Source organism: Pseudomonas sp. X4 (assembly GCF_040784925.1).
GTDB classification, from domain to species: domain Bacteria; phylum Pseudomonadota; class Gammaproteobacteria; order Pseudomonadales; family Pseudomonadaceae; genus Aquipseudomonas; species Aquipseudomonas putida_Z.
The window spans coordinates 1262875-1280183 of record NZ_CP160798.1 but is presented as its reverse complement, the minus strand read 5'-3'; the positions used below and the strand labels follow the sequence as shown (position 1 = coordinate 1280183).

General features: G+C 65.0%; 17 protein-coding genes. 8 read left to right on the top strand and 9 right to left on the bottom strand.

Going from position 1 to position 17309, the window contains the following annotated elements:
- Positions 1-18 precede the first annotated feature (18 nt).
- From ABX298_RS05550 to ABX298_RS05530, 5 genes are all read right to left on the bottom strand, one after another.
- Positions 19-1446, bottom strand: a complete 1428-nt coding sequence (locus ABX298_RS05550; protein WP_085664404.1) for a di-heme oxidoredictase family protein — start codon at positions 1444-1446, stop codon at positions 19-21.
- A gap of 276 nt (positions 1447-1722) precedes the next feature.
- Entirely contained in the window at positions 1723-3060 is a 1338-nt protein-coding gene (locus tag ABX298_RS05545) for an imelysin family protein (protein ID WP_025340520.1), read from the bottom strand.
- 158 nt (positions 3061-3218) lie between these two features.
- Positions 3219-5273 carry a bifunctional diguanylate cyclase/phosphodiesterase gene (locus ABX298_RS05540; RefSeq protein ID WP_025340519.1) on the bottom strand — a complete coding sequence of 685 codons (2055 nt, stop codon included), beginning with the start codon at positions 5271-5273 and terminating at the stop codon, positions 3219-3221.
- A gap of 329 nt (positions 5274-5602) precedes the next feature.
- Positions 5603-6199, bottom strand: a complete 597-nt coding sequence (locus ABX298_RS05535) for a superoxide dismutase (protein WP_013974076.1) — start codon at positions 6197-6199, stop codon at positions 5603-5605.
- Between the two features lie 309 nt (positions 6200-6508).
- Positions 6509-7108 carry a LysE/ArgO family amino acid transporter gene (locus ABX298_RS05530; RefSeq protein ID WP_003258234.1) on the bottom strand — a complete coding sequence of 200 codons (600 nt, stop codon included), beginning with the start codon at positions 7106-7108 and terminating at the stop codon, positions 6509-6511.
- Between the two features lie 97 nt (positions 7109-7205).
- On the opposite strand from ABX298_RS05530, the gene ABX298_RS05525 reads away from it, so the two are divergent.
- From ABX298_RS05525 to ABX298_RS05515, 3 genes are all read left to right on the top strand, one after another.
- Positions 7206-8096 carry a LysR family transcriptional regulator ArgP gene (locus tag ABX298_RS05525; RefSeq protein WP_054573319.1) on the top strand — a complete coding sequence of 297 codons (891 nt, stop codon included), beginning with the start codon at positions 7206-7208 and terminating at the stop codon, positions 8094-8096.
- A gap of 49 nt (positions 8097-8145) precedes the next feature.
- Positions 8146-9141, top strand: coding sequence for an NAD(P)-dependent oxidoreductase (locus ABX298_RS05520; RefSeq protein WP_085614284.1), 996 nt, complete (start codon positions 8146-8148; stop codon positions 9139-9141).
- Between the two features lie 87 nt (positions 9142-9228).
- The gene (locus ABX298_RS05515; protein ID WP_025340516.1) at positions 9229-10098 is read left to right on the top strand and encodes a hypothetical protein; all 870 of its coding nucleotides are present in this window, start codon (positions 9229-9231) and stop codon (positions 10096-10098) included.
- Between the two features lie 108 nt (positions 10099-10206).
- On the opposite strand, the gene ABX298_RS05510 is transcribed toward ABX298_RS05515, so the two are convergent.
- Together ABX298_RS05510 and ABX298_RS05505 are read right to left on the bottom strand one after the other, a co-directional pair.
- Positions 10207-11256 carry an alkene reductase gene (locus ABX298_RS05510; RefSeq protein ID WP_317409333.1) on the bottom strand — a complete coding sequence of 350 codons (1050 nt, stop codon included), beginning with the start codon at positions 11254-11256 and terminating at the stop codon, positions 10207-10209.
- A 17-nt stretch (positions 11257-11273) separates the two neighbouring features.
- Positions 11274-11576, bottom strand: a complete 303-nt coding sequence (locus ABX298_RS05505) for a helix-turn-helix transcriptional regulator (RefSeq protein WP_003258229.1) — start codon at positions 11574-11576, stop codon at positions 11274-11276.
- Positions 11577-11726: 150 nt separating this feature from the next.
- Between ABX298_RS05505 and ABX298_RS05500 the strand changes: the two genes are divergently transcribed.
- The gene (locus ABX298_RS05500; RefSeq protein WP_367394168.1) at positions 11727-12311 is read left to right on the top strand and encodes an ACP phosphodiesterase; all 585 of its coding nucleotides are present in this window, start codon (positions 11727-11729) and stop codon (positions 12309-12311) included.
- Between the two features lie 229 nt (positions 12312-12540).
- On the opposite strand, the gene ABX298_RS05495 is transcribed toward ABX298_RS05500, so the two are convergent.
- Together ABX298_RS05495 and olsB are read right to left on the bottom strand one after the other, a co-directional pair.
- Positions 12541-13329, bottom strand: a complete 789-nt coding sequence (locus ABX298_RS05495; protein WP_075046238.1) for a lysophospholipid acyltransferase family protein — start codon at positions 13327-13329, stop codon at positions 12541-12543.
- Positions 13329-14084, bottom strand: a complete 756-nt coding sequence (olsB, locus tag ABX298_RS05490; protein ID WP_015271672.1) for an L-ornithine N(alpha)-acyltransferase — start codon at positions 14082-14084, stop codon at positions 13329-13331. Before olsB ends, ABX298_RS05495 begins: the two co-directional genes overlap by 1 nt.
- 160 nt (positions 14085-14244) lie before the next feature.
- On the opposite strand from olsB, the gene ABX298_RS05485 reads away from it, so the two are divergent.
- The 4 genes from ABX298_RS05485 (at position 14245) to ABX298_RS05470 (ending at position 17308) form a co-directional block, all read left to right on the top strand.
- Positions 14245-15132, top strand: coding sequence for an acyl-CoA dehydrogenase (locus tag ABX298_RS05485; RefSeq protein WP_075046236.1), 888 nt, complete (start codon positions 14245-14247; stop codon positions 15130-15132).
- Between the two features lie 174 nt (positions 15133-15306).
- The gene (locus tag ABX298_RS05480) at positions 15307-16389 is read left to right on the top strand and encodes a serine hydrolase domain-containing protein (protein ID WP_367394167.1); all 1083 of its coding nucleotides are present in this window, start codon (positions 15307-15309) and stop codon (positions 16387-16389) included.
- Positions 16386-16682, top strand: coding sequence for a hypothetical protein (locus tag ABX298_RS05475; protein WP_025340511.1), 297 nt, complete (start codon positions 16386-16388; stop codon positions 16680-16682). The genes ABX298_RS05480 and ABX298_RS05475 overlap by 4 nt, the downstream gene beginning before the upstream one ends.
- 44 nt (positions 16683-16726) lie before the next feature.
- Complete coding sequence (locus ABX298_RS05470; RefSeq protein WP_075046234.1) at positions 16727-17308, top strand: YceI family protein; 582 nt, start codon at positions 16727-16729, stop codon at positions 17306-17308.
- Position 17309 lies beyond the last annotated feature (1 nt).

The following is a 17309-nucleotide window of genomic DNA, read 5'->3' as shown; positions in this document are numbered from 1 at the left end:
CCGGCTCCTTTGCGCTTTTTAAAGTGAGTTCAGGAAAGCCAGCAACGCGGCACGCTGCTCGGCATTGAAAGTGAGTACGAAATTGCGTGCCGCCTCGGCCTCGCCACCGTGCCAGAGCACGGCTTCGAGCAGGTTGCGGGCGCGGCCGTCGTGCAGGAACTGGCTGTGGCCACTGACCGTTTCGCTCAGGCCGATGCCCCACAGTGGCGGGGTGCGCCAGTCCTGGCCGTTGGCGGCAAATTCGGTGCGCTCGTCGGCCAGGCCCGGGCCCATGTCATGCAGCAGCAGGTCGCTGTAGGGACGGATCAGCTGGTTGGCCAGCTCCGGCTCGGCGGCATTGGCGGCGGTGGTGAACTGCGGTGTATGGCAGCCCTGGCAGCCGGCCTGGTAGAACAGGTTCTTGCCCGCCAGCACCTGCGGCGAGCCCACATCGCGGCGGGCCGGCACGGCCAGGTTGCGGGTGTAGAAGGTGACCAGGCGCAGGATGTTGTCGCTGACTTCCTTCTCGCCATTGGCGCCGTCGCCGTTGGGCGCGGCCAGGCAGTCGGCCTGCGCCGGGGTACAGTCGTCGTTGGGCAGCAGGGTGGTGGTCAGGCCCATGTCGCCGGCAAAGGCGTGCACGTTCTGCTGGTTGACGTTGGGCTGCCCGGCCTTCCAGCCGAAGCGGCCGACCACGGTCTTGCCCTGGGCGTCGTCCCACACCCGGTTGGCCCGGCCGCGGATGCCGTCGCGGTTGCGGTCATCCGGGTCTTCGTTGGCCAGCAGGTCGGCTTCGGGGATGGCTTCGAGCAGGCCCAGGCCGATCATCGGCGGCGCCACCCGCGCCGAAAAGCGCGTGTCGGGGTGCATCACGCCATAACCGAGCTGGGTGATCTGCAGGGCCGGCTTGCGCAGCTCGACCTGGTGGCCGTCCTCGAACGACACTGTTTCGCTGGTGTAGCTCACCCGCACCTTGCCTTCCGGCGTCACGCCGGGGATGGCCATGTCCTGCAGCTGGGTGCCATAGACCGGCTCCGGCACCACGCCGAGGCGTTCGACCACCTTGGCCAGGTAGGGCTGGTCGGGGATCGACAGGCGTACCAGCATCGATACGGCGTTGCTGTCGCCCGGCTCTGGCGGGTGGCCGCGGCCGTCGCGCACGTGGCAGTTCTGGCAGGCATTGGTGTTGAACAGCGGGCCCAGGCCGTCACGGGCGGTGGTGGTGGACGGGGCGATCACCCAGGGGTTGCGGAAGAAGCTGTTGCCTACGGCGAAGTCCAGGCGCCGCTCGGGCGAGAGGTTGGCCGAGGGCAGGGAATAGGCATTGCGGTCAGTGCGCTGCACAGTGGCTTTGCCGCCCGACAACGCTTCGCCGGGCTCGGCCTGGGTGAAACGCGGGGCGTCGTCACAGGCGGCGAGGGCAAAGGCCAGCAGCAGGGGGGAGAGTCGGGACAGCGACAAGGACATCGAGAATCCTGGGCGTGAGCGAAAAACCGGCGTGCAAGCTTAGCAGGGTGAGGGAGTTTGAATAAGAGCAATTTGCAATTGCTGGATGAAATCGGTGTCAGTTGGCCATGGTCTGTGGTGCCTGGTCGGGCCCTATCGCCGGCAAGCCAGCTCCCACAGGTACTTCACAGCCCTTGAGCCCTGTGGGGTACCTGTGGGAGCTGGCTTGCCGGCGATAGGGCCGGAAGCAAAAAAGGCGACCCGAAGGCCGCCTCTTTCAGAACCGCTACAGCAGGATCAGAACTCGTGATCCGCGGTATCCGGGTTCAGGTTGGCAATGCCCAGCTTGCCCGCGGCCTGCTCGATCGCACCAGTCTGCTTGACCAGGGAGGCGATAGCGTCACGCACGATCTGGTTGCCGGCTGCGTTGTCGGCAGCGATCAGCTGGTCGTAGTGCTCGCCCTTGAGAGCGTGGTCGACGATCACCTGGATCTTGGCTTCGGTGGCTTCCAGGTCGGCCTTGAGGGTGGCGTCGGCGGCCGGGTCTACCTTGGCCACCAGCGACGACAGGCTCGGGCCGGTCACCTTGCTGCCGTCCGGGCGGGTGTACTCGCCCAGGTAGACGTTGCGGATGCCCTTGGCGTCGTAGAAGTGCGAGTAGTGAGTGTTGTCGCTGAAGCAGTCATGCTCGTCTTCCGGCGAGTTGGCTTCCAGCGAAACCTTCATGCGTTCGCCAGCCAGTTCACCCAGCGACAGGCTGCCCATGCCGAACAGCATCTTGCGCAGGCCGTCGTTGACCGACTCGGCTTCCAGCTTGGCGCGGTAGTTGTCGGCGACGTTCGGTGCCCAGTTGCCGACCATCTCTTCGAGGTCCTTGACCAGCAGGTCGGTGACCGCTTTCAGGTAGGCACGGCGGCGGTCGTTGTGGCCACCGGTGGCGCCCTTGCCTTCGAGGTAGTCCGACGCCGGACGGTTGCCCGCGCCCGGGCCGGTGCCGTTCAGGTCCTGGCCCCAGAGCAGGAACTCGATGGCGTGGTAGCCGGTGGCGACGTTGGCCTCGGAGCCGCCCAGTTCGTTCAGGCTGGCCAACTTCTCGGGGGTGATGTCCTTGACGTCGATCTTTTCTTCGCCCACCTGGATCTCGGTGTTGGCGATGATGTTGGCGTTGGCCGCCGGGTTGCCCAGGGCGTGCTCATAGCTCTTGTCGACGTAGTCGATCAGGCCTTCGTCCAGCGGCCAGGCGTTCACCTGGCCTTCCCAGTCGTCGATGATGGTGTTGCCGAAGCGGAAGGCTTCGCTCTGCAGGTACGGTACGCGCGAGGCGACCCAGGCTTCTTTGGCTGCCTTGAGGGTTTCGTCGTTGGGCTTGGCCAGGAACGCGTCGACTGCGGTCTGCAGGGTCTTGGCGGTGCTCAGCGAATCGCTGTACACGGCGTAGACCAGCTCGGCGTAATGCTTGACCACGGCTTTGCCGGCAGCTTCGTCGACAGCCCCGGGCGCCGCAGCGGTGGTGCTGGCGGCAGCAGGTGCCTGGGCTTGCGGCGCGGCGGCCTTGTCGTCCTTGCCTTCACCGCAACCGGCGAGAGCGATGGCAATGGCCAGCAGACTGGCGGAGGCCAGAGGCATTCGAATCATTATTGGTTTTCCTGCGTCGTGTGGTTGGACCAAGGGGTGGACCGTGCGCCGTGGCACGCGAAACCGCAACATCATGCGAAAGATTTGCATTTGCTGTAAAGGGGGCGGGCATGCAATTCGTGTAAATGCCGGTCACGGCCTGTAACCGGGCAGGGGGCTCAGAGCATCGAAACTTGGTTTCGCTGCGCCTGCTTGAGGAAGTTGGTCAGCTCACGGGCCGACAGCGGCTTGCTGTAGTGGTAGCCCTGGCCCTCGTGGCAGCCCTGGGCGACGATGTAGGTTTCCTGTTCGGCGGTTTCCACGCCTTCGGCGATCACCTGCATCCCCAGGCTCTTGCCCAGCTGGATGATGGCGCGAACGATGGTGGCGTCATCATCGTCGTCCAGCAGGTCCTGGACGAAGCTCTTGTCGATCTTGATCTTGTCCAGCGGCAGCGATTTCAGGTAGCTGAGCGACGAGTAGCCGGTGCCGAAGTCGTCGATGGCAATCAATGCTCCGGAGCGGCGCAGGCTCAGCAGGTGCTGGGCGGCGGTGCTGATGTCTTCCATCAGGCCGGTCTCGGTGACTTCCAGTTCCAGGCTGCGCGGCGGCAGGCGATAGGCCTGCAGCAGGTTGTTGACCACCCGCGGCAGTTCGCTGTGGTGCAGCTGCACGGTGGACAGGTTGACCGCCATGCGCAGCTCGCTGAAGCCCATGTCGTGCCATTCGCGCAATTGCCGGCAGGCCTGGTCGAGCACCCATTCACCGATGCTGATGATGCTGCCGTTCTGTTCGGCCAGGGGGATGAACTGGTCTGGCGGCACCATGCCCAGCTCCGGGTGCTGCCAGCGCAGCAATGCCTCGACACCGACCACGCGGTGGTCGCGGTAGCTGATCTGTGGCTGGTACACCAGGTACAGCTGGTTGCGCGGCAGGGCTTCGCGCAGGTCCTTTTCCAGCTCGCGACGGCGGCGCATCTCGCTGTCGACGCTGGCGATGTAGAACTGGTAGCGGTTGCGCGAACGGGCCTTGGCCAGGGTCATGGTCTGTTCGGCTTTCTGCAGCAGCTTCTCGGTGCTGTCGCCGTCTTCCGGGAACAGGGTGATGCCGATGGTAGCGCGCAGGCGGATCTGCTGGTGGTGGTCGAGGTCGAACGGCACTTCCAGGTCGTCGAGGATACTCTGCGCCAGTTCGGCCGCCTCGTAGGGCTGCTCGATATTGGCCTGCACCAGGGCGAACTGGTCACCACCCAGGCGTGCCAGGGCGCCCAAGCGGCCACTGTGGGCGCGCAGGCGGTCGGCCAGGGCCAGCAGCAGCTGGTCGCCGACCTGGTAGCTGAACTGCTCGTTGATCCCCTTGAAGTCGTCCAGGCCTACGCACAGTACCGCCACGCGGTGTTGCAGGCGGCCGCCGTCGACGAGGATCTTGTCCAGTTGCTGCTGCAACTGCTGGCGGTTGGGCAGGCCGGTGAGGAAGTCGTACTGGGCCATGCGTTGCAGGCTGTTTTCCGCCTCGTGGCGCAGATGGGTGTTGCGCTCGATCGAGGCCAGCAGCTGGTTGGCGGTATTTACCCACAGGCCCAGCTCGTTCTTCTCGTGGCCCTTGAGCAGCGGCAGCTGGTGCTGGCTTGGGCGGTCGGGGTTGATCTGGGTGAGGTGCTCGATGATCTTCGACAGCGGTTTGGTCAGCAGCCAGTGGTAGACCAGGTACAGCACCAGGCCCATGGCCAGGGCCCGCAGCACACCGGAGATGAAGATGATCACGGCGTTGATCAGGAAGTCTTCGCCGTAGGACGAGGTGTCCAGGGTGATGCTCAGGTCGCCGTAGTATTCGCTGTAGGGGCCGCGGCCGACCAGTTGCGTGGTGTAGGTACGTTCCTGGCCGAGGATCAGGTCGGTCAGCCAGCGCATGGACATGTCCTGCAACGGGCGGGACTTTTCCGCCAGCATGGTTTCGTTGGGGTGGCCGATGGAGGCCATGCGTACCGATTCGTCCTGAAACAGGCCTTCCATCACCTGCATGCCCATTTCGCGGTCGAGGCTGTATACCGCCTGGGTCGAGGGGTCGCGGAACATGTCGAGGATGCGCTGGGCATCGTTGTTCACGGCCTGGCGGGTCTTGTAGGTGTCGTAGACGATTTGCGCACAGCTGAGCACGACACCGACCGCTAGCGCCGACAGCAGCACGACCCTGAGCAACTTGACCGACAAGCTGTTCCGCAATTCCAGCTTCAATGGGGTTTCCTTAATCCATGCGCATGGCATCATTTTGCCATCAACGATGACGATACACTATCGGCCGACCATCAATAGTGTATCGGTTGCCTGACCCCGCAACTTGAATGCGCTGTAACAATCTTCCAGAGGTTTGATGTTAGCGTGCTATGCGGGCTGAGCAAGCAAAACCGTGCTGGCTTTTTCGCGGGTAAACCCGCTCCCACAGGGATAGCATCAAGTCCACAAGCTGCGCCGTACCTGTGGGAGCGGGTTCACCCGCGAAGAGGCCGGTACAGGCATAAAAAAACCCGGCACCGGGCCGGGTTTTTCGTTCAGGGCTGAATGACTCAGGCCTTGAAGGTCTTGCCTTCGAACTGTTCGGCAACGAAGGCCCAGTTGACCAGGTTCCAGAACGCCTCGACGTACTTCGGACGCAGGTTGCGGTAGTCGATGTAGTAGGCGTGTTCCCAGACGTCGCAGGTCAGCAGCGGGGTGTCGCCGCTGGTCAGCGGGCAGCCGGCGCCGATGGTGCTGGCCAGGGCCAGGGAACCGTCAGCCTTCTTCACCAGCCAGCCCCAGCCGGAACCGAAGGTGCCAACCGAAGTCTTGGTGAACTCTTCCTTGAACTTGTCGAAGGAACCGAAAGCGGCGTTGATGGCGTCAGCCAGGGCACCGGTCGGCTGGCCACCGGCGTTTGGTGCCAGGCAGTTCCAGTAGAAGGTGTGGTTCCAGACTTGAGCGGCGTTGTTGAAGATGCCGCCCGAAGAGCTCTTGACGATCTCTTCCAGGGTCTTGCCTTCGAATTCGGTGCCTGGGACCAGGTTGTTCAGGTTCACGACATAGGTGTTGTGGTGCTTGTCGTGGTGATACTCCAGGGTTTCCTTGGAGATGTGCGGCTGCAGGGCATCGTGGGCGTACGGCAGCGGCGGCAATTCAAAAGCCATGGTGGATCTCCTGATTCAGGTCTGTTTGCGGTTTGCGCAAGGCCGATCACGGGCGGCCCGATGAGCGTCGGCGAGTTTGTACTCTTTGCGACGCAAGGGCTGGATCATAGCACCGGGCCCGGCGCATAACCACGCAACAAAGATAGGGAATAGAGGTTCCAGAGCGGTCGGGGCGTGCCGACCAGTGGCGTCAGCTATTGCCTGCAAGGGCCTCATCACCGGCAAGCCAGCTCCCACAGGGATATCACCGACCTCAGGCCTGGTGATATCCCTGTGGGAGCTGGCTTGCCGGCGATAGGGCCCTTGAGGTCAGTTGAAGATCAACTGCGCCGCCACCGCGAACATCATCACCGCCACCATCAGGTCGAGCATGCGCCAGGTCGCCGGCCTGGCCAGCCACGGTGCCAGCCAGGCGGCACCGATCGCCAGGGTCGAGAACCACAGCAGCGAGGCGCTGGCAGCGCCGGCCACGTAGGCGCCAGGCGCAGCCTGCTGGGCGCCCAGTGAGCCGATCAGCAGCACCGTGTCGAGGTACACGTGCGGGTTCAGCAGGGTCACCGCCAGGGCGCTGAGCAGTACCGCGCGGCGTGAGCGCGCACCCTGGCCTTGCTGGTGCTGCAGGCTCTGCCTGGAGCAGGCGCTGCGCAAAGCCTTGGCGCCGTACCAGATCAGGAACACCGCACCGCCCCAGCGGGCGATCGCCAGCAACGTCGGGTTGTGCGCCAGCACGGTGGCCAGGCCGAACACTCCGGCCGCCACCAGGATGGCGTCACAGACGATGCACAGTGCCGCCACCGGCAAATGATGCTCGCGGCGCAAGCTCTGGGCGAGGACGAAGGCGTTCTGTGCACCGATGGCCATGATCAGGCCGAAGGCCACGAGCATGCCGTTGAGATAGCTTTGCCACATGGCGTGCTCTCCAAAGAGTCCAAAAGATGCTGGTCATTGTGATGAACCACGCTGTATAAGAAAAACAAATAGAGCTGATCCGTCATTAGGAAAATCGATGTTCGACTACAAGCTGCTGGCCGCCCTTGCCGCGGTGATCGAGCAGGGCGGTTTCGAACGCGCGGCGCAGGTGCTGGGCTTGTCGCAGTCGGCCATCTCCCAGCGCATCAAGCTGCTCGAGGCGCGGGTCGGCCAGCCGGTGCTGGTGCGTGCCACACCGCCAAGCCCGACCGAAGTCGGCCGCCAGTTGCTCAACCATGTGCAGCAGGTGCGCCTGCTCGAACGCGACCTGCAGCGCCAGGTGCCGGCGCTGGACGAGGAGGGCATGCCGGAGCGCCTGCGCATCGCCCTCAACGCCGACAGCCTGGCTACCTGGTGGGCCGGCGCAGTGGGCAACTTCTGCGCACAGCAGAACGTGCTGACCGACCTGGTGGTGGAAGACCAGGAAGTGGGCCTGAAACGCATGCGTGCGGGCGAAGTGGCGGCTTGCCTGTGTGGCAGCGAGCGGCCGGTGGCCGGCGCGCGCAGCCTGCCGCTGGGCGCCATGCGCTACCGGGCGCTGGCCAGCCCCGGGTTCATGGCGCGGCATTTTCCGCAGGGCTTCGCTGCCAGCCGCCTGGCCCGTACCCCGGCGATCGTGTACGGCCCGGACGACTTCCTGCAACACCGCTACCTGGCATCGCTGGGCATCGAGGATGGCTTCCTGCACCACTTGTGCCCGTCGTCCGAAGGTTTCCTGCGCATGACCGAAGCCGGCCTGGGCTGGGGCCTGGTGCCGGAACTGCAGGCTCGCGAGCAACTGGCCAGCGGCCAGTTGGTGGAAATCTGCAGCGATACCCCCATCGATGTGCCGCTGTACTGGCATCATTGGCGCAATGGCGGGCAACTGCTCGCGCAACTGACCGACCACCTGCGGCACACCGCACGGCAATGGCTGGTGCCCTTGTAGCCACGGCTGGCGTCAGTTGCATCTGAAATCTGGCAAGACGGAGTCTTACATGCGAATTCTGGTCACCGGCGCGAGTGGCTTCATTGGCGGGCGCTTTGCGCGCTTTGCCCTGGAGCAGGGCCTGGACGTGCGGGTCAGCGGCCGTCGAGCCGAAGGGGTCGAGCACCTGGTCAAGCGCGGCGCCCAGTTCATCCCCGGCGACCTGGGTGATGCCGAGCTGGCCCGCCGCCTGTGCCAGGGGGTCGAGGCGGTGGTGCACTGCGCCGGCGCAGTGGGCAACTGGGGGCGCTACCAGGACTTCTATCAGGGCAATGTGGTGGTCACCGAAAACGTGGTCGAGGGCTGCTTGAAGGAGCACGTACGGCGGCTGGTACACCTGTCGTCGCCGTCGATCTACTTCAATGGCCGCTCGCGCCTGGACATCCGGGAAGAGCAGGTGCCGCGCCGCTTCCATGACCACTACGGGCAGACCAAGCACATGGCCGAGCAGAAAGTGTTCGGTGCCCAGGAGTTCGGCCTCGAGGTGCTGGCGCTGCGCCCGCGCTTCGTCACCGGCGCCGGCGATGCCAGTATCTTCCCGCGGCTGATGCAGATGCAGCGCAAGGGGCGTGTGGCGATCATCGGCAACGGCCTGAACAAAGTCGATTTCACCAGCGTGCACAACCTCAACGAAGCGCTGCTCAGTGCCCTGTTCGCTGACGACCGGGCGCTGGGCCAGGCCTATAACATCAGCAACGGCCAGCCGCTGCCGCTGTGGGACGTGGTCAACTACGTGATGCGCCAGATGCAGTTGCCGCAGGTAACCCGGTACCGCTCCTACGGCCTGGCCTACAGCCTGGCCGCGCTGAACGAGGCGGCCTGCATGTTGTGGCCGGGGCGCCCGCAACCGACCCTTTCGCGTCTGGGGATGCAGGTGATGAGCCGCGATTTCACCCTGGATATCAGCCGCGCCCGGCAGTACCTGGACTACCAGCCCAAGGTCAGCCTGTGGACGGCGCTGGATGAATTCTGTGCCTGGTGGAAGCACCAGCCGCCGGGGCAGTGAAGCCGCTCGGCTGACAATGGTCATCAACGCGCCGCGCTGGCGGTTTATACTCGTGCCTCTTTGCGACTACCGCGGTTGAATGTATCCATGCGTAACCATGCTCACGATGACTACGATGACGTGCCTACCCTGAGGGCCGGCACCCATGACGATGACGAACTGATGCCGGCGCACGTGGTGCGCAGCCGCCAGAAAGCCGCTCGCGGTGCCAGCACGGCGCCGCTATGGGCATTGCTCGGGGCCTCGTTCATCGCCTTGGCGGGCCTTGGCTGGTGGAGCTTCCAGCAGATCTCGCTGATGGAGCAGCAACTGGTGGCGACCCAGGAAAGCTTCGCCCGCATCAGCGAAGAGGCTGCCGGGCGCCTGCAGGCGATCAGCGGCAAGGTGGCGGCCAGCGAGTCCGGCGCCACTACCAACAGCGAGGCGTTGAAGCTGCAGCTGCGCCAGTTGCAGAAGGGTGTGGCCGGGCAGACCGGCGACCTGGGCAAGCGCCTGGAGCAGGTGCTGGCCGATACCCGTGAACAGCAGAAGGCCGTGACCGAGCTGCAGAGCCAGTTGCAGGCGCAACTGAAGGCAGTGAATGGCGAGCTGGCCGCGTTGCGCTCGGGGCAGGTCGATGGTGGCAAGCTGGATACGCAGTTCAAGGGCCTGAACGAACAGGTTGCTGCGCTGAAGGCCGCGCAGGCTGATGGCGCTAAGCTGGACGGGCAGCTCAAGAGCCTGGGCAACGAGGTGGCAGCGCTGAAGAAGCAGGGTAACCCGAGCGCGGCCATCCAGGACCTGGAGCAGGACATCCTGGTGCTCAAGAGCCAGATCGACAACCGCCCGGCCGCGGCGGCGTCCAGTGGTGCTTCGGTGCAGGAGTTCGACGCCTTCCGGGCGCAGACGACCCGCAACCTGAATACATTGCAGAGCCAGATCCAGAACCTGCAGCAGCAGATCAACGCCCGGCCGTGAGATCACCTGAGCCTTCTTCGCGGGCACGCCCGCTCCCACAGGGGCAGCACAATCTTCAAGCTTGTCGCTGTACCTGTGGGAGCGGGCGTGCCCGCGAATGGCCCTGAATCACAACCGCGGATAATCGATGTACCCCACCGGCCCCTTGCCATAGAAAGTCTCCGGCCGCGCCTCGTTCAACGGCGCATCCGCCGCCAGCCGCGCCGGCAGGTCAGGGTTAGCGATGAACGGCACGCCAAACGCCACGGCGTCGGCCTTGCCATTGGCCAGGGCTGCATTGGCACTGGCCTTGTCAAACCGCTCATTGACGATGTACGGGCCACCGAACGCTTCCTTGATCAGCGGGCCGATACTGTCATCGGCTTCCTTTTCCCGCGAGCAGATGAAGGCAATACCCCGCTTGCCCAGCTCACGGGCCACGTAGGTAAAGGTTTCGGCACGGTCGGCATCGCCCATGTCATGGGCATCGGCACGCGGCGCCAGGTGCACGCCCACGCGGTTTGCGCCCCACACCTTGATGGCCGCATCGGTCACTTCCAGCAGCAGCCGCGCACGGTTTTCCAGCGAGCCGCCGTAGCGGTCGGTGCGCTGGTTGGTGCTGCTCTGCAGAAACTGGTCGAGCAGGTAGCCGTTGGCACCGTGGATCTCTACGCCATCGAAACCGGCAGCCTTGGCATTCTCGGCACCGCTGCGGTAGGCCTCGACGATGTCGATGATTTCTTCGGTTTCCAGCGCGCGTGGGGTGGGGTAGTCACTGAGCGGGCGCACCAGGCTTACATGGCCCTTGGGCTGGATCGCGCTGGGGGCCACCGGCAGCTCGCCGTTCAGGTAGCTGGGGTGGGAGATGCGGCCGACGTGCCACAGCTGCAGGAAGATGCGCCCGCCAGCGGCATGCACGGCCTTGGTCACATTGTTCCAGCCACGCACTTGCTCGTCGTTCCAGATACCAGGGGTATCCGGGTAGCCGACGCCCATGGCGCTGACCGAGGTCGCCTCGCTGAGGATCAGCCCGGCGCTGGCGCGCTGCACGTAGTACTCGGCCATCAGCGCATTGGGCACGCGGCCTTCGTCGGCCCGGCAGCGGGTGAGCGGGGCCATGATGATGCGGTTGGGCAGTTGCAGGTCGCCCAGGGTGATCGGATCGAAAAGCGTGGTCATGACGGTTACCTGCCTGTTCAGAGTGCTTGGCGCAGTTGTTCGAGAAACGCCTGGATAGTGGCTTCGTTGCGTTTGAAGAAGTGCCATTGGCCGATCTTCTGGCTGCTGATCAGCCCGGCGCGCTGCAGGGTGGCCAGGTGGGCGGAGACGGTCGACTGCGACAGGCCGCAGCGTTGGTCGATCTGCCCGGCACACACACCGTTCTCGGTGCTGTGGTACTGGTCGGGGAATTGCGTTGCCGGGTCCTTCAGCCAGCTGAGGATTTCTCGCCTGACCGGGTGGGCCAGCGCTTTTATGATTTCGTCGAGATCGAGAGGCATGGGTTGAGGCTCGTTGTAGCGGTATATCGCGATATGGCGAAATGTAAATCGTGGATTCCCGATATACAAATATGAAGAAGTTCTGAGCTGAGCACGAATCGCTATATCGCGTTATAACGATATAGGGGGCGGCGGTGCTAGACTGCGCTCATGAACTACCTCGCACACCTGCACCTTGGCGGCCCGGCGCCGCAACAACTGCTTGGCAGCCTGTATGGCGACTTCGTCAAAGGCTCGCTGGAAGGGCGCTTCCCGCCTGCGCTGGAGGCGGCCATCCGGCTGCACCGGCATATCGACAGCTATACCGACCAGCACCCGTTGGTGCTGGCGGCACTGGCGCGCTTTCCGCGGGAGCGGCGGCGCTTTGCCGGCATTGTTCTGGATGTGTTTTTCGACCATTGCCTGGCCCGGCATTGGCGGGATTATGCCGAGCAGCCGCTGGCGCAGTTCGCCGGGGACTTTTATCGGGTGTTGCTGGCGGAGCCCGAGTTGCCGGGGCGGCTGGCACGGATTGCGCCGTTCATGGCGGCGGATGACTGGCTGGGGGCGTATGGCGACTTTGCCACGCTGGAGCAGGTGTTCAACGGTATTGCCCGGCGCTTGTCGCGGCCGGAGGGGATGGCTGGGGTGATGGGGGAGCTGGAGCGGCTGTATGAGCCATTGCTGGCGGACTTCAGGGAGTTTTATCCACAGTTGCAGGCCTTTGCTGCAGCGGGGCGGATGTCTGACAGTTAGTACTGGGTTGGCATTGCCGGCCTCTTCGCGGGTAAACCCGCTCCCACAGGTACACCACAGAACCCAGGATGAGTGCCATCCCTGTGGCTCCCCACAGGTACACCACAGAACTCAGGATGAGTGCGGTCCCTGTGGCTCCCCACAGGTACACCACAGAATTCAGGATGAGTGCGGTCCCTGTGGGAGCGGGTTCACCCGCGAAGGGGCCAGAACAGGCAGTGCATAAAACTCAGGCAGCCCGCGCCTGCCGCCGTGACGCCAGCTCAACTTCTTCAACCCCGAACAACGCCAGGTGAATCGCCTGCTGCGCCTGCAACGCCAGCACCGCTCGCTCCTTGCCCACGCTGCCGATCGGCTGCAGCAGGTGAATGCATACCTCGCCCCGCGGCAGGGCAAACAGGCGCATCAGGTGCGACACCAGGTCATCGTCACCAATGAACGGTGCAATCGGGTCGATCTGGCCATCGCGCAGGTACTGGATAGCGACCGGCTGCACCGCCACGCCACGGTCGATGGCGCCTGCCAGCAGGCGACCATGGAAGGTGCGCAGGGTACGGCCGCTGGTGGTGGTGCCTTCCGGGAAGATCAGCAGCGGCCGGGCAAGGCCCAGCTGCCCGGCGATCTGTTCACGCAGGCGCTGGCTGTCGCCCCCGCCACGGCGGATGAACAGGGTGCCGGCCTTTTCCGCCAGCCAGCCGGCCACCGGCCAGTGGCGCACTTCGGCCTTGGACAGGAACGACAGCGGCAGCAGCATGCCGAGCAGGGGGATATCGGTCCAGGACACGTGGTTGCTGACCCACAGCATCGGCCGCTGCGGCAGCTCGCCGACCACCCGCACATCGAAGGGCAGGGCCGCGACCAGGCGCTTCATGAACAGGCAGGTCCAGCGCTGGCGGCGCTCGATGGGCGCCTTGAACCCCAGGCGTTCGCCCAGGGCGATCACGCTGGCCATCAGCATGCCCAGCAGCAGTACCAGCAGCAGTCGAGTCAGGCGGGCCATTACCCGCAGCTTCGGCATCAGACCGCTGCCTTGAAGTGGCGGGCGTAGCGAGGGCACAGTTCGTCGCGCTTGAGCAGGATGAACACGTCGGCCACCTGGAAGTCTTCGTCCCAGCACGGCTCGCCGCAGATCTTCGCGCCCAGGCGCATGTACGCCTTGAGCAGCGGTGGCATTTCGGCGATGACGTTGTTCGGCAGGGCCAGGTTGGGCAACGGGTTCTTCGGCTCGGCGCGCAGGTGCTCGGTGCACAGGTAGCGGTCACGCAGGCGCTGCATCACCGCGTGGGCCTGCACCCCGCCATCCTGCATGGGGATGCTGGCGCAGCCCATCAGGTAGCTGTAGCGGCCTTCGTTGAGCACTTCGGCCAGTTCGCCCCAGAGCACGGCGATGGTGCCGCCGTTGCGGTAATCGGGGGCTACGCAGGTGCGGCCCAGTTCCAGGATCGGGCCCTGCAGCTGCAACAGGCCGTGCAGGCTGAATTCTTCTTCGCTATAGAAGCGGCCCAGGCTGCTGGCGGCCTGATGGTCGAGCAGGCGGGTGGTGGCAACCAGCTCGCCGGTGCTCAGGTCGCGTACGCCAATGTGGCGGCAGTGCACGTCGTAGTCGTCCATGTCCAGGCCTTGCTCGGCTCCTTTGAGCTTGGCCTTGAATTCGGCGCTGAACACTTTGTAGCGCAGGGCCTGGGCTTCCTGCAGGGCCGCGGCGCCAACCAGGCGTTCGGCTTGCAGACGGCGTTCGGTGCTGTTGTCGCCAGCGTGAGCGATCCGAGTCATTACGAGTCTCCATAAGCCAGCCATGAAGGGTTGCGGCCGGTCGGCTTTGTTGTGCAAAGTCAGCCTAGGTAGATGGGGTGTCACCCCTGTGAATCTTTGGTGATGCTTGCGTGACACCCCCTGAGCCTCAACTGAAAGCCCTTCAGCAAGGAGCCGACCGATGGCCTGGTTGCAACGACTCAACGACCCGCTTCGCCAAGCGCTGGCGGGCACCCTGGGCGAAACCTATGCCGCGCTGCTCGAGCGCCTTGGCCCGGTTGCCCCGTTCGAACTGGCGGTGCGCGGCGGGCGCGCGATGGCCACCCCGGGCCTGGCCTTCCTGGTCGGCTACCAGGCCGCCTTGCGCGTGCTGTGGCCCAGTGCTCCACCCAGCCTCGGTGCCCTGTGCGCCACCGAGCGGCGCAGCGTGCGGCCGGCGGACATGCGCACGCGCCTGGACGGCTTGCGGCTGACCGGCAGCAAGGACTTCGTCACTGCCGGCCTGGAGGCGGAATGGCTGCTGGTGGCGGCGCGCTGCGAGGCGACGGGCGCGGCGCCGCAGTTGAACCTGGCGGTGGTCTACCCCGGGGAGCCAGGTGTGACGCTGGAAGCGCTGCCGACCCTGCCGCTGATGCCGGAGGTGGGCCATGGGCGACTGGTGCTGGAGCAGGCGGCGTGCGAGTTGCTGGCCGGTGATGGTTGGGATGCCTATGTGAAGCCGTTCCGTTCGCTGGAGGACTTGTATGTGCTTACGGCGTTGACGGCCTGGCTGTATGGCGTGGGGCAGGAGTGCGCCTGGCCGCAGGCCCTGCGCCTGCAGTTGCTTGGGCTGCTGGCCGGGTGTGCCGAAGGTAGCCGGCAGTGCGCCGATAGCGTTGGCTGCCATTTGTTGCTGGGGGGATTGTTTGCACAGTTCCAGGCGCTGCGAGGGGAGATCGATGCTGCGTTGGCGGCGGGGCCGGCGCAGTGGGCGCAGATCTGGCAGCGTGACCAGGGGGTGATGGCGCTGGCGGCGGCGGCGCGGGAGAAGCGGCTGAACAAGGCTTGGGCTGCTGCGGGATTGTCATGAATGTCTGATAGGTTTGTGTGATCCGATGAATCCTGGGGCCGCTTTGCGGCCCTTCGCGGGCTTGCCCGCTCCCACAGGTATGTCGCCTACCCCATGAATGGTGCGATCCCTGTGGGAGCGGGCGGGCCCGCGAAGGGCTGCAAGGCAGCCCCAAAAACGCGAGCCTGTACTGGGATGCTGAAAGGTCTGCTACTGTTTTTTTGCATGGCCATGGTCCCTGCCAAGGCTGAGGTCTGGCCTGACCCTGACTGGCATGACGAGCCTGCCCCCCTCGACTGGCAAGCCGTCGACGCCTACGCCTTCCCCGCACACACCACCCCCGAACGCAGCGGCATCCGCACCGATGCCCTGCTGATCATCCGCGACGGCCGCATCCTCCACGAACGCTACGCCGCCCCCAGCACCGCCGTCACCGCCCACCTGACCTGGTCGATCAGCAAGAGCGTACTCGCCACGCTATTGGGCGTAGCCCAGGGCGAAGGCCGCTTCCAGCTGCAGGACCCGGTCACCCGCTTCTACCCGGCCATGCACGCCCATCCCGGCGTGCGCATGGCCGATCTGCTGCATTGGGCCAGCGGCCTGGACTGGCAGGAAGACTACGAGTACGCCCCGCTCAAGTCCTCGGTGGTGGCCATGCTGTATACCCGTGGCCGTGAGGACATGGCGGCCTATACGGCGGCGCGGGAAGCGGTGGTCAGCCCGGGCCAGCGGTTTCTCTATTCCAGTGGCGACAGCAACCTGCTGGCCGCCGCGTTGCGCGGCATGCTCGATGCCGGTCAGTACGCCGACTACCCCTGGCATGCACTGTTCACCCCGTTGGGGATCGACAGCGCGGTATGGGAGCGTGACCGCTCAGGTACCTACGTGGGTTCGTCCTACCTGTACCTCAGCGCTCGCGACCTGGCGCGCATCGGCCTGCTGATGCAGCGCGACGGGCGCTGGCAGGATCGGCAATTGCTGCCCAAGCCCTGGGTGGCTTTCAACCGCACGCCGTTTGCCGCGGCCCAAGCGCTGCCCGGCGAGGCCAACCCCGGTGGCCACTGGTGGCTCAACCAGCCGCTGGCCGGCGCTGCACGGCCTTGGCCGAGTGCACCCGCAGACACCTACGCAGCCCTTGGCCACTGGGGCCAGGCGCTGTACGTGCTGCCCGCGCAAAAGCTGGTGATCGTGCGTTACGCCGATGACCGCGACGGCAGCTACCAGCACGACGAACTGCTCAAGCGGATACTCGCGGCGCTGGCCGGGGAGGGGGCATGAAGCGGGTGCTGCTGGTGGTGTTGCTGGGGCTGGTGTACTGGGCCTGGCACGAGCGCCAGGCCTTGGCGGACTTCCCCGGTATCCTTTCGGCCTACTCGGCCAAGGAATATTGCTCGTGCCGCTTCGTCATGGGGTTCGAGCCGGCGTATTGCCAAGGCTACGTGAAGCAATGGCTGCCGCTGAGCCTGCTGGAGGAAGACAGCCAACAGCGGCAGGTCACCGCCGAAGGCCTGGGCCGACGCAACCAGGCCGCCTGGCAAGGCCCGCGCGAGGGCTGCCGCTTGCTGCCGTGAAGGCGGGCGGGTAAGGTTGGCGGCCTGGTTTCACGAGATCTGTCATGTTCAAGCTGCCCCGCCTGCTGCCCGCCTTGTTGCTGGCTTTTTGCCTGCCCGCCCATGCCAACTGGCACCTCGATGGCGAGTCTTCGCGCCTTTCGTTCATTACCGGCAAGAACGGTAACACCGCCGAAGTGCACCGCTTTCTGGTACTGCATGGCACGGTCGACCGCAAGGGTATGGCCGGGTTGAGCATCGAGATGGACTCGGTGAGCAGCGGTATTCCGCTGCGTGATGAGCGCATGCGCGAGGACCTGTTCGAGGTCGAGCGCTTTGCCGAAGCCAAGGTGCAGGCGCAACTGGACCTGCGGCCGATCAACGACCTGGCCAACGGTGCCCAGATCGAACTGCGCCTGCCATTGACCGTGACCCTGCATGGCCAGTCCCACAGCTACAACGCCTTGCTGCTGGCCACCCGCCTGGACGAGCGGCGCTTCCAGGTGGTGACCCTTGAGCCCCTGGTGCTGCGTGCAGAGGATTTCGGCCTGCTGCCGGGGCTGCAACGCCTGCGCAAGCTCGCCGGGCTCAAGTCCATCAACCCGTCGGTGCCGGTTAGCGCGGTGCTGATCTTCACCGCCCGCTGAC

Excerpts from the sequence above, each read along its gene's own strand:
- ABX298_RS05500 (WP_367394168.1), top strand. The coding sequence starts at position 11,727 with ATGAACTACCTCGCACACCTGCACCTTGGCGGCCCGGCGCCGCAACAA.
- ABX298_RS05475 (WP_025340511.1), top strand. The coding sequence starts at position 16,386 with ATGAAGCGGGTGCTGCTGGTGGTGTTGCTGGGGCTGGTGTACTGGGCC.
- ABX298_RS05525 (WP_054573319.1), top strand. The coding sequence starts at position 7,206 with ATGTTCGACTACAAGCTGCTGGCCGCCCTTGCCGCGGTGATCGAGCAG.
- ABX298_RS05550 (WP_085664404.1), bottom strand. The coding sequence starts at position 1,446 with ATGTCCTTGTCGCTGTCCCGACTCTCCCCCCTGCTGCTGGCCTTTGCC.
- ABX298_RS05545 (WP_025340520.1), bottom strand. The coding sequence starts at position 3,060 with ATGATTCGAATGCCTCTGGCCTCCGCCAGTCTGCTGGCCATTGCCATC.
- ABX298_RS05480 (WP_367394167.1), top strand. The coding sequence starts at position 15,307 with ATGCTGAAAGGTCTGCTACTGTTTTTTTGCATGGCCATGGTCCCTGCC.
- ABX298_RS05515 (WP_025340516.1), top strand. The coding sequence starts at position 9,229 with ATGCGTAACCATGCTCACGATGACTACGATGACGTGCCTACCCTGAGG.
- ABX298_RS05530 (WP_003258234.1), bottom strand. The coding sequence starts at position 7,108 with ATGTGGCAAAGCTATCTCAACGGCATGCTCGTGGCCTTCGGCCTGATC.
- ABX298_RS05470 (WP_075046234.1), top strand. The coding sequence starts at position 16,727 with ATGTTCAAGCTGCCCCGCCTGCTGCCCGCCTTGTTGCTGGCTTTTTGC.
- ABX298_RS05520 (WP_085614284.1), top strand. The coding sequence starts at position 8,146 with ATGCGAATTCTGGTCACCGGCGCGAGTGGCTTCATTGGCGGGCGCTTT.
- ABX298_RS05510 (WP_317409333.1), bottom strand. The coding sequence starts at position 11,256 with ATGACCACGCTTTTCGATCCGATCACCCTGGGCGACCTGCAACTGCCC.
- ABX298_RS05495 (WP_075046238.1), bottom strand. The coding sequence starts at position 13,329 with ATGCCGAAGCTGCGGGTAATGGCCCGCCTGACTCGACTGCTGCTGGTA.
- olsB (WP_015271672.1), bottom strand. The coding sequence starts at position 14,084 with ATGACTCGGATCGCTCACGCTGGCGACAACAGCACCGAACGCCGTCTG.
- ABX298_RS05535 (WP_013974076.1), bottom strand. The coding sequence starts at position 6,199 with ATGGCTTTTGAATTGCCGCCGCTGCCGTACGCCCACGATGCCCTGCAG.
- ABX298_RS05485 (WP_075046236.1), top strand. The coding sequence starts at position 14,245 with ATGGCCTGGTTGCAACGACTCAACGACCCGCTTCGCCAAGCGCTGGCG.
- ABX298_RS05505 (WP_003258229.1), bottom strand. The coding sequence starts at position 11,576 with ATGCCTCTCGATCTCGACGAAATCATAAAAGCGCTGGCCCACCCGGTC.